The 10,532-nt window shown below is 36.1% G+C and carries 9 protein-coding genes and 1 pseudogene; all 10 read left to right on the top strand.

Features of this window, described 5'->3' with window-relative positions:
- Nucleotides 1-251 (top strand): hypothetical protein (locus AC1DOS_RS13920; protein ID WP_477537980.1); only part of this gene is annotated, 251 nt, incomplete at its 5' end.
- A 110-nt stretch (nt 252-361) separates the two neighbouring features.
- Nucleotides 362-802 carry a cyclic-di-AMP-binding protein CbpB gene (gene cbpB / locus AC1DOS_RS13915; protein ID WP_108584390.1) on the top strand — a complete coding sequence of 147 codons (441 nt, stop codon included), beginning with the start codon at nt 362-364 and terminating at the stop codon, nt 800-802.
- A 753-nt stretch (nt 803-1,555) separates the two neighbouring features.
- Nucleotides 1,556-2,446 (top strand): LysR family transcriptional regulator, encoded by an 891-nt coding sequence (locus AC1DOS_RS13910; RefSeq protein ID WP_108584392.1) that lies wholly within the window; start codon nt 1,556-1,558, stop codon nt 2,444-2,446.
- A 72-nt stretch (nt 2,447-2,518) separates the two neighbouring features.
- A complete protein-coding gene (gene dapD, locus AC1DOS_RS13905) occupies nt 2,519-3,232 on the top strand; it encodes a 2,3,4,5-tetrahydropyridine-2,6-dicarboxylate N-acetyltransferase (RefSeq protein WP_108584394.1) in 714 nt (237 codons plus the stop codon).
- Nucleotides 3,233-3,241: 9 nt separating this feature from the next.
- Nucleotides 3,242-4,360 (top strand): N-acetyldiaminopimelate deacetylase, encoded by a 1,119-nt coding sequence (locus tag AC1DOS_RS13900; protein WP_477537979.1) that lies wholly within the window; start codon nt 3,242-3,244, stop codon nt 4,358-4,360.
- A gap of 578 nt (nt 4,361-4,938) precedes the next feature.
- Nucleotides 4,939-5,310, top strand: a complete 372-nt coding sequence (locus AC1DOS_RS13895; RefSeq protein WP_477537978.1) for a PaaI family thioesterase — start codon at nt 4,939-4,941, stop codon at nt 5,308-5,310.
- 347 nt (nt 5,311-5,657) lie between these two features.
- Nucleotides 5,658-8,072 (top strand): hypothetical protein, encoded by a 2,415-nt coding sequence (locus AC1DOS_RS13890; RefSeq protein WP_477537977.1) that lies wholly within the window; start codon nt 5,658-5,660, stop codon nt 8,070-8,072.
- Nucleotides 8,069-9,004 carry an ABC transporter ATP-binding protein gene (locus tag AC1DOS_RS13885; protein WP_477537976.1) on the top strand — a complete coding sequence of 312 codons (936 nt, stop codon included), beginning with the start codon at nt 8,069-8,071 and terminating at the stop codon, nt 9,002-9,004. The genes AC1DOS_RS13890 and AC1DOS_RS13885 overlap by 4 nt, the downstream gene beginning before the upstream one ends.
- Complete coding sequence (locus tag AC1DOS_RS13880; protein ID WP_477537975.1) at nt 9,001-9,846, top strand: ABC transporter permease; 846 nt, start codon at nt 9,001-9,003, stop codon at nt 9,844-9,846. The genes AC1DOS_RS13885 and AC1DOS_RS13880 overlap by 4 nt, the downstream gene beginning before the upstream one ends.
- 13 nt (nt 9,847-9,859) lie before the next feature.
- Nucleotides 9,860-10,532 (top strand): annotated as a pseudogene (locus AC1DOS_RS13875) (hypothetical protein); the annotation flags it as partial.

Below are 10,532 nucleotides of genomic sequence, written 5' to 3'. Positions count from 1 at the left end.
GGATGAAAATGGGTTTATGGACATGGCCATTATTAGGCGTAATAGTAATTATCTGTGCAGTTGGATTTTATGCGACTAGAAGAATCATGACATTTGAAAGAGAGAGACAACAAACAAACGATTCACCAATTCCAGTCGCAGTAAAAGAGCATCCTTATACACTCAATCCAATCTTTTGGGTCTTTGCGGCTGCACTTATTTTTATATCAATTGTTATAGGTTATTATTACGCAACTTCTTCATCTTATTAGGTGAAGAAGTTTTTTTTGGAAAGGTTTACTTCAGTGTTTTTATCCTGAATATGATATGATAAATGAGTAGTATGCTGTTCACTGGTAGAACAGAAAAGGAGTAGAAGTGTATGATTTCGGTTACAAGCAGAGGTTTTTTGGATATGCAAATCGAAGAATTCATCATCTCGTCAGAAAAAGTGGCTCATGTACAAATGGGAAACAGTGCAGAACATGCTTTACTAGTATTAACGAAAACAGGGTATTCATCCATTCCTGTATTAGATACTAAGTATCGCTTAAAAGGATTAATTAGTACTCGGATGATAACAGATGCCATTTTAGGATTAGAACACATTGAATATGAGCGATTGCCAGATTTGAAAGTAGATCAGTTGATGCAATCACCCGTACCATCTATCCATATTGACGAAAAGTTTAAAAAAGGGCTCGATTTATTAATTGATCATCCATTCCTATGTGTAGTAGATGATGAAGAGACATTTGTAGGCATATTAACTAGACGAGTCGTCTTAAAACAATTAAAGAAACATATCTATCAAAATAATTAGTATTATGCAAAAATGAGAGAAGATTTCCATTGGAGATCTTCTTTTTCATTTGGCTTTGTTAAATTATATTGTTGCTTATCGAACATTTGCGCTAGTCGTACATTCTTCATGAGCCAACAAGTATGAAAACCACATACTTGTGGGTCTCACGCTTTACGCTCTTGTGGCATGCTAGGCGTAAAATGTACTCTTTCGTTTATTTTTAATATCAACAGCATTCTTAAACTTTGCCAAAATAAAAAAAGCAGAAAGAGGCTGAAATAGCATCTTCGGCCGAACATCTACTTAAAGGAATCTTCTATTCTGTAGTTAACCAAACTTAATTTACTGTGTCCTTTCAAGTTACAAGGGAGCGAGGGATGCAAACCCGCCGCAGGATGATCTCAAAAAAAAGAGAGGTGGGCGAGTGACGCAGTCACAAGCCCATCCTCAGTGAATGGAATCAAGGTTTCGGTTTGTAGTTGTAGTGATAATTCTTAGATTGATTTTAATAAGATGTTTTGAAAATAAAGGCTAAGATAAACATACTGTTGTCTATCGTACATCTACGCTTGCCGCACGTTACGCATGAGCCAACAAGAATGAAAACCACATTGTTGTGGGTCTCATTCTTCACGCTCATGCGGCATGCTAGGCACAAATGCACTCTTTCATTTGTTCTTCAATATCAACAGTATTAGCTTTTCTTTTAATTAAAACTTTAATTCACAAATAAAAGATATACATATCTAAGTTTTGATTGGAGTGAAATGAGTGACAACTAATGAATTTCAAATTATTAAAATTTTAGCTGAAGAGCGCAACATGAGAAAAGCGGCGGAACGACTTTTTTTATCTCAACCAGCATTATCCCAACGTCTTCAAACGATTGAAAAAGAGTGGGGAGCCCAACTTTTCCTTCGTTCCCAAAAGGGTCTCACTGCAACTCCCGCTGGTGAAATTATCATCCAATTTGCTATTGATACCCTAGCAAAACAGGAAGAGATTTTTGAAATCCTACAATCTTTGACATCAAAAGTTCATGGGACCTTAAAAATTGCATGTGCTTCAATTGTTGGACAGAATTGGTTACCAATGGTGTTAAAAGATTTCGTTACAAAATACCCCGAAGCAAAAATTTCTCTTATTACAGGTTGGAGCTCAGAAATTGTCAAAGCCTTGTATGACGGGGAAGCTCATATTGGAATTGTCCGGGGTCATACGGAATGGAAAGGTACAAAAATCCATTTATTTCGTGATACCTTGTACTTGGTAGATCAAGAATTAAAAGAACTTGAGGATGTTTTGTCTACTGACCGACCATTTATTCAATTTAAAAGTGACTCCAACTATTATCAAGAAATACAAGCTTGGTGGCAACGTCATTTTGCTTCAAGTCCAAGACGTCAAATCACCGTTGATCAAATTGAAACGTGCAAGCAAATGGCCTTAAATGGAATCGGTTATGCTATTTTACCTTCTATTACGTTAAGTGGTTTAGAGAAGATTAATAAAATAGCTTTAACCAACCAAGCAGAAGAATTTGAATTGACGCGTGATACTTGGTTAATAGGGTATGAGTCAGCTTTTGAACTAAGGCAAGTGGAAGCTTTTGTCCAAGTTGTGAAAGAACATGCAGAAAAACTGCATGAATATACAAATTAAATAAGTGTATTGTGATACAATTTGTTGTACAATTAGTCCATATTTTGCAAGATTGAAAGGAGTTCATCAAAGATGAAACAAATGGATGCATATGAAATTATTTCTTATATTCAACATGCTAAAAAATCAACACCTGTAAAGGTTTATGTGAATGGTGAAAACTTAAAAGGACTTTCTTTTGGAGCTCAAACGAAAGTATTTGGCGAAGGAAATTCTCTAGTGTTATTTGGTGAATGGTCTGAAATTGAAACAGCTTTATCTACTCATAAAGATCAAATTACGGATGTAGTAGTTGAAAATGACCGTCGTAATTCGGCTATTCCATTAGTAGATTTAAAAGGTATCAACTCTCGAATAGAGCCAGGTGCGTTTATCCGTGACCAAGTGGAAATCGGTAACAATTGTATCATTATGATGGGTGCTGTAATTAATATTGGCGCTGTTATTGGTGATGGTTCAATGATTGACATGGGCGCAATTTTAGGTGGACGCGCAACAGTTGGTAAAAATTGTCATATTGGAGCGGGAGCTGTTTTAGCAGGTGTCATTGAGCCACCTTCAGCAATGCCGGTTATTGTTGAAGATGATGTTCTGATAGGCGCAAACGCAGTTGTTTTAGAAGGCGTGAAAATCGGAAAAGGTTCAGTCGTTGCAGCGGGTGCAATCGTTACAAAAGATGTCCCTCCTTATACAGTAGTAGCAGGTATGCCTGCGAAAGTTATTAAAGAAATTGATGATAAAACGAAATCAAAAACAGAAATCATGCAAGAACTTCGTCAATTGTAGGATTCGATGATGAAAACTCTTCAACAAATTCGGCGTGATTTACATCAAATTCCGGAAATTGGATTTCAAGAATTTAAAACACAAGCATATTTATTAGAGGAAATATCTGCTTTGAATCAACAGCGTTTAACAGTGGTGAAGTGGAAAACTGGAGTGCTAGTGCATGTAAACGGATTAAATCCAACTAAAACAATCGGTTGGAGATCGGATATTGATGGACTCCCTATAGATGAACAGACAACAATTGAGTTCGCTTCTGAACATGATGGTTTTATGCATGCATGTGGTCACGATATTCACATGACAGTAGCTCTTGGGTTGTTAAGACGAATAAATGAAGAGCCGATTACTGATTCCATGGTGTTTCTCTTCCAACCTGCTGAGGAAGGACCAGGAGGTGCTTTGCCAATGCGAGAATGGTTGAAAAAAGAGCACCCTGAGTTCCTACCTGATGCAATATTTGCTTTTCATATCGCGCCAGAGTATCCAGTGGGAACTGTTGCAACTCGTCCAGGTTTATTATTTGCGAATACCTCAGAGTTATTTATCGATCTCCTTGGAGTTKAGGGACATGCAGCTTTTCCACATCGTACAAAAGATATGTCGGTGGCAGCAGCTAGTCTGTTATTGCAACTTCMAACGATCGTTAGTCGTTCAATCAATCCTCTAGACTCAGCAGTCGTGACGATTGGTAAAATGACTTCTGGAACAGTTCAAAATATTATTTCAGGTCATGCACGATTAGAAGGAACGATTCGTACAATGGATGCACAAATCATGAAAAATGTAAAAAATAGAATCGAAGCATTATGTAAGGCAACTGAAATTGCATTTGAATGCGAAGTTAAAATAGACTATGGCTCGGGATACTATCAAGTTTTTAATACTCCAGAGATCACTTCAGATTTTTTGAAATTTGCGGAGCAAGATGCATTCACTACTTCAATAGAATGTGATGCAGCGATGACAGGAGAAGACTTTGGATTTTTCCTTGAGGAAATCCCAGGTATGTTATTCTGGGCTGGTGTCGATTCTCCATATGGACTACACAATGCCAAACTTAATCCTGATGAAAAAGTCATCGATTACATCGTACCATTTGTTGAATCTTATTTACGTTCACTCTAAAATCATGAAAACGTTTAGTTGAAAGAGTGAGTGTATTCAGGTACGCACCGAAGTCCTGATTAATATCGCACATCTAAGATTTAGAGAACAGCTCGTTCACGAAGCAATTAAAATGGGATTCCTTCCGCAAAAGAACGTCTATGTAACAACTTGACTAAAAGGACTTCCTAAAATAAATTGAAGTCCTTTTAGTTATGTATTTAAAAACGCAAATAATTGTACGTATTCAACTTGTCGAATATATGCTTGTTGTCCTTCATAAGAGGGGCTTTTTTTATACCTACTTTCTAAATTTAAGGGGGTGTAGTGGATGCTAGTGTTTAAAGGTGAAGCAAAGGTTGGAAATTATGTTACTTAATGAGTCACTTTTTAATTTTTGATAAATTTATTGATGATGCTTCAAAAGGATATATAAATGATCTATTAAATTTAGTTGAAATCCTTTATAAAGACCTATATTGGAAAGATAGATACTTTGCTTGAAAAAGGGTATTCTGGTGATTACAATCATCTAAGAGTAAAAAAATATAAACAACTTCTAATCAATTTGAGCAACAGAAAAGTGGAGGGTGAAAACGGTGTTTATCCAACAACCATTTGATGAGTTTTTAAGGTTTAATTACGAAAGAGTAAGTGATACGAGTTTGAAAGTTATTTTACCGATACAACCTCTATTTTTAAATAGTGCTGGGGTTGTTCATGGTGGAGTCATCTCTTCCCTGGCTGATGTTGCGATGTGTAACACATTTGAAGTGGATGAAAACAATAGACAAACGGTTGTAACAGTAGACCTTAAAATGACTTTTATCAAAGGAGCGAAAGGGGAATATTTAATAGCTCATGCAGATCAAGTAAAGAAAGGAAGAACACTTAGTCATGCAGACTGTTTAATCTATGATGAAAATAACAATTTAGTAGCAAAAGCTAACGGAATTTTTGCTAATTGTTAGTTCCAAACTTCACAAATGGTGGGATGAGTATTTAATTGTTTTTCTTCTAAAAAGAACAATTAGACTCAATCATTTTTTTCATTAGATCCGGCTCCTAATTATGGGATAAGATTATTGGTTGGATTCGGAGAGGTTCGGGACTGACGTTGATGTGGCATAAGGTTTCATACCGAAAAACTAAGCTAAGTCCAAATGAAAAAGACCCCGAATATCTAGTACATATACAAAATTTATATACGCTCGCTCTCAAATCATGATAACGTTTAGTTATCATGATTTTTTTGATTTATGCAACTTAATATATAGATAATTCGTACTAATTAATATAGAGATAAGGGGGAAGGAATTTGAAACAAAACACACGCTGGTTTTTCGCATTAATCATATTATTATTGTTTAGTTTTATCCCATTAACAGAAGCATCTGCAGCTCCACTACTAGATGTCAAAGCGACCGCTGGTTATCAAAATAAAATTAAATATGGTAAGGGTTTACCTCTTACAATTACTGTGGTGAATTCAGGGGATGAATTCTCAGGGGATTTAGTCATCGATTATTCCGAATCATATGGAGTAGGATCGGCAAAAGCTATTCCTCTTACCATTGGAAAAGGTGAAACGAAAACACTGAGTCTGGCATTACCCGGATTATCAGATGAAGCAATGAATAATAATTCAACCACTCAAATGTTCTATTTTTATGAAGGTGGTTGGGAAGAAGGGAAAGACATTCCTTATAAAGGCAACAAAAATGTCAAAACCCAATCTTATGGTCCTGAAACATTCTTTTTTCTAACATTAACTGAAAGTGCAGATCGATTACGTGCATTATCCTCGATGAAATTATCAGGTATGGGCGGCTCTCAAATTATCCATCTAGGACAAATAAAAGACTATCAATTTCCTACTGATAAAGCGGCATATGACATTGCTAATTTTTTAGTAATTGACGAGTATGTGTTGGCGGATTTAAACGAGAAACAACAACAAGCAATTCTTGACTGGGTTCAGACAGGTGGGGTAGTACTTGTAGGTGCATCAAATAATACAAGTGCGGAACTTGGATTATTGTCAGAGCAATTACCATTAACATTGTCTGATGTGAGGAAAACATTAAAGGCAGAAACTTTAACTGCTTTTGCAAACAAAGAATTTACAGAAGATGTCTCCTTTTTTGGGTCTAAAGTTAATGAAGGATCTCGTATTCTTATGAAATCTGATAAAGATGCAGCCGTAGCTATGAAATCTATAGGTTCTGGAGCAATTATCCAAACTGCTTTTTCTTTAGGTGACGAGCCGCTGTCAAAACAAGCTAACTATACATTTCTACTAACTGAAATAATGAAAAAAGTGAATGGTAGTTATGTAAATCAGATGAATCAGAATTACGGTGAAAATTTTAAAGAACAAATGACTTATGAAATTGGTCAAACTAATGAATTATTCCCGTCATTCCAAGTTTCAACTCCGTTAATGATTGGAATTGTCATCATCTATATTATTTTAGTCGGACCTTTATTGTATTTCTTATTAAAGAGAAAAGATAAGCGTGAACATGCTTGGTGGATCATTCCTACCATTTCAATTGTCGCTTCTGTCGCGATATTCGCATATGGAGCGAAAGATCGCCTTGCTCGACCTCAAATTCAACAAGTAAGTTTTTACAAAGTACAAGATGATGAAAGTCTTTCAGGGTATTATGTAGAATCTTTACTTTCTAATCGAAGTGGGAATTTCACATTTGAATCTGATGAAGGAACGTCTATGGTAGCATCTAAACGTATGGACTCATTCTCAGGGTCTAATGGAAGTGTTATGAACTTGTCCATTTTGCAGGAACAAGCAAATAGTGATCAACTAACAGTGAGAGATGTGGGATATTGGTCGGTTTCTTCTGTTCTAGGGGATTCTTTAATAAAAGATGCTGGAAAGTTTGTCATTGATTTGACAGTAGACGGCGGTATTGTTCGTGGGACTGTGAAGAATGATTTTCCATTTGCACTGAAAGATATCGCGATTTGGTCAGGTTCAAAAATGATTCAACTGGGTGATTTAAGTCCAAACGAATCACTTCAAGTAAATGAGCCAATCGGATCTGCACTTCTATTACCAATTAGTATACCTACAAGTTCACAGAACATGGGATATCAGACATCGATGAAAGCTAGTGATTTGCCGAAAGAACGAAAGAATAGTTTGTTACGAATGTCACAAATGATGGGTGAACAATCTACCGAACCCGCTATTGTTGCACATACAGAGGATGCAATCGTTCCAATAAAATTAACCGATTCTCGGGCAGAAATGTCTGCAATCAATGTCGTGTATCAATCGTTTACTCCTGAGACTATTTTTAGTGGAGAATTCACACTACCTGCAACGTCCTTAGAAATCGAAATTACTCCAGAAGATTCGTCTGGTTACTATGAACAAATGACCGAAAGTAAGTTTGAGTGGATGATGTCTAGCGGTATGTACTCATATGAACTGAAAATACCTGAAAATATCCCACTCGATAAAGTGAAATGGACAGAATTACAACTTGCTAATACAGATATGTCGTCAATTACAATCGAGATTTATAATGTTTCAACGAAAGCTTTTGAAGAAGTAAATAGCGGCAGATTCTCAATTAAAGAAAATGTGAATCAATACATTTCAACCGATGGTAAAGTTAAGTTTAAGGTGAACAAACAAGCTACAAATGGAGATGACTATACGCGTTTACCAGAATTGCGTTTAAAAGGGGAGGTCCAAAAATGATTGAAATAAAAGGGCTTACCAAAAAATATGGATCATTTTATGCATTGAATGATTTAAATTTAACATTAAGTGAAGGCACCGTTTTCGGATTTGTAGGAGCCAATGGAGCGGGGAAATCTACGACATTTTCAATTTTAGCAACACTATTACAACCGACAGCTGGAGATGCGTTTATTAATGGTAAAAGTGTGAAAACTGATTCTCATGAAGTGCGCAAACTTATCGGTTATATGCCAGACTTTTTTGGTGTATATGACCAGTTAAAGGCTGATGAATATCTAGACTTTTATGGTGCAAGTTATGGAATTGCAGAAGCAAAAAGAAAAGAACTCATCCCTCAACTTTTAGAATTAGTTAACTTATCACATAAACGATATGAGTATGTCGATTTGCTATCACGAGGTATGAAACAACGTTTGTGTTTAGCAAGGGCATTGATTCATGACCCTCAAGTATTGATTCTAGATGAACCAGCATCTGGACTGGATCCACGTGCGCGTGTAGAGATGCGAGATATCTTAAGACAATTAAAAGGCATGGGTAAAACCATCTTGATTTCATCACACATTTTACCTGAGCTAGCCGAAATGTGTGATGAAATTGGCGTTATTGATGGGGGAAGACTTATCGCCCACGGTTCAGTATCGGAAATTCAAGCTCAATTAAAAGGAGAACGACTAATAACGGTGAAAATAAAAGGATTGGCTGATCGGGCTGTACGTTTCTTTGAAGAAGATCCTTTTGTTAGCGGTATTGAAGAATTTCCTGACAAACATGTAATTACATTTAAATACAGAGGTACAGAAGATGATCAAATGCGTTTATTAAAGCATGCATTAGATGAGAATTTATTCATTTTGTCATTTGCAGAACAAGAAACGGATTTAGAGGATGTCTTTATGGAAATCACAAAAGGAGTGGAGACCTTATGAGAGTTAATGTAAATAATCCTGTACTCGTCAAAGAAGTTAAGCTCCGCTTCAGGTCGCTGAAAAGTTTTACAGRTATTCTTTTTTACTTAATAGCAATGAGCATTTTCGTATTCGGTTTTATTTTTTTAACCACTGCATTTACCGGAACGGGCTTTTTTAGACCGGAAGAAAGTTTCTTCCTATTTGGGTTACTCACATATATTCAATTAGGGCTAATCTTGTTTATTACTCCAGGATTAACAGCGGGCACCATTAGTACAGAAAGAGAAAAACAAACGTTAAATATTTTATTGACCACTTCTCAAAGTTCGATGCAAATAATATTGGGTAAATTGTCTTCATCCATTGCATTCTTGATGCTTATGTTAGTAGCTGGATTGCCAATTTATAGTTTAGTGTTTTTATTCGGCGGGATATCACCTGGGCAATTGGGCTTGATTTTCTTGTTCTTCTTGTTGACCGTGATTACCGTAGGAAGTATTGGTGTTATGTTCTCAACTATTACAAGGAAAACGAYTGTATCGATGATTGCTACTTATGGAACGATGATTTTCTTAGCAGGAGTTACTGCATTTTTCTTTATGATTGCTGTTCAAGTTAACATGATGGGTCAAGGAATTACGACAAATCCATTACCACTGGCTCATTTTTGGGCAAGTATCAATCCAGGAGTACTCATTTTTACATTATTAAATCCAACTACCGAGAATATAGTAAGCGAAGCAACGAAAATCGAGTTCCCAGTATGGGCTGGATACACTATTTTTTATCTATTGTTAGCTGTAACTGCTATTGCAATTTCAATCAAAAAATTACGTGTCAATATGAAACGCTCAAAATAAGGAGGCGAAAGACATGAATAACCGAGAGAGAATACTAAAGTTTGTCAATAAAGTTCATAGTCGATTGATTAGTGAACATCTATTTCGAGTTATGCAAACAGCACTTAGTTTTGGACTTATCCTTGGTGCAATTGTATACGTGACATCTCGGTTATTTGTCTTTCCTTATTTCCAATTATGGGCTCTAGGAACAGGGGCGTTAGGTTTTGTTATCCTTTTTGCTTGGGGAGTGAAGACCAAACCTTCGCATTCGTCTTCGCTCCTTCAGTTTGACCATTACTTTCCTGAAAACATATTGATAACTGCCCTACATGCCCGTGAAGATGAATCAGGATTATTAGCGTCACTTCGTGAGAAAACAGCACAGACAGTAAACACTTCTTTTGATTTATTTAAACTTCGAAAAAAACATTTATGGCGAGTTAAATCTCTAATTGGTATAGGTACTGCTATTGTTGTTCTACTTATATTAATGGCTTTTCCATCCACGACACAATTACTAGCAAAAGACATCGAAATGGAAAAAGAAGTAGTGGAGAAAATCAAAAAAGAAGTAGCAAAATATAGGTACTGCTATTGTTGTTCTACTTATATTAATGGCTTTTCCATCCACGACACAATTACTAGCAAAAGACATCGAAATGGAAAAAGAAGTAGTGGAGAAAATCAAAAAAGAAGTAGCAAAA

The sequence above is a fragment of the Paenisporosarcina sp. P5_A11 genome, from assembly GCF_056400705.1.
This window is presented reverse-complemented; position numbering and strand designations above follow the sequence as displayed.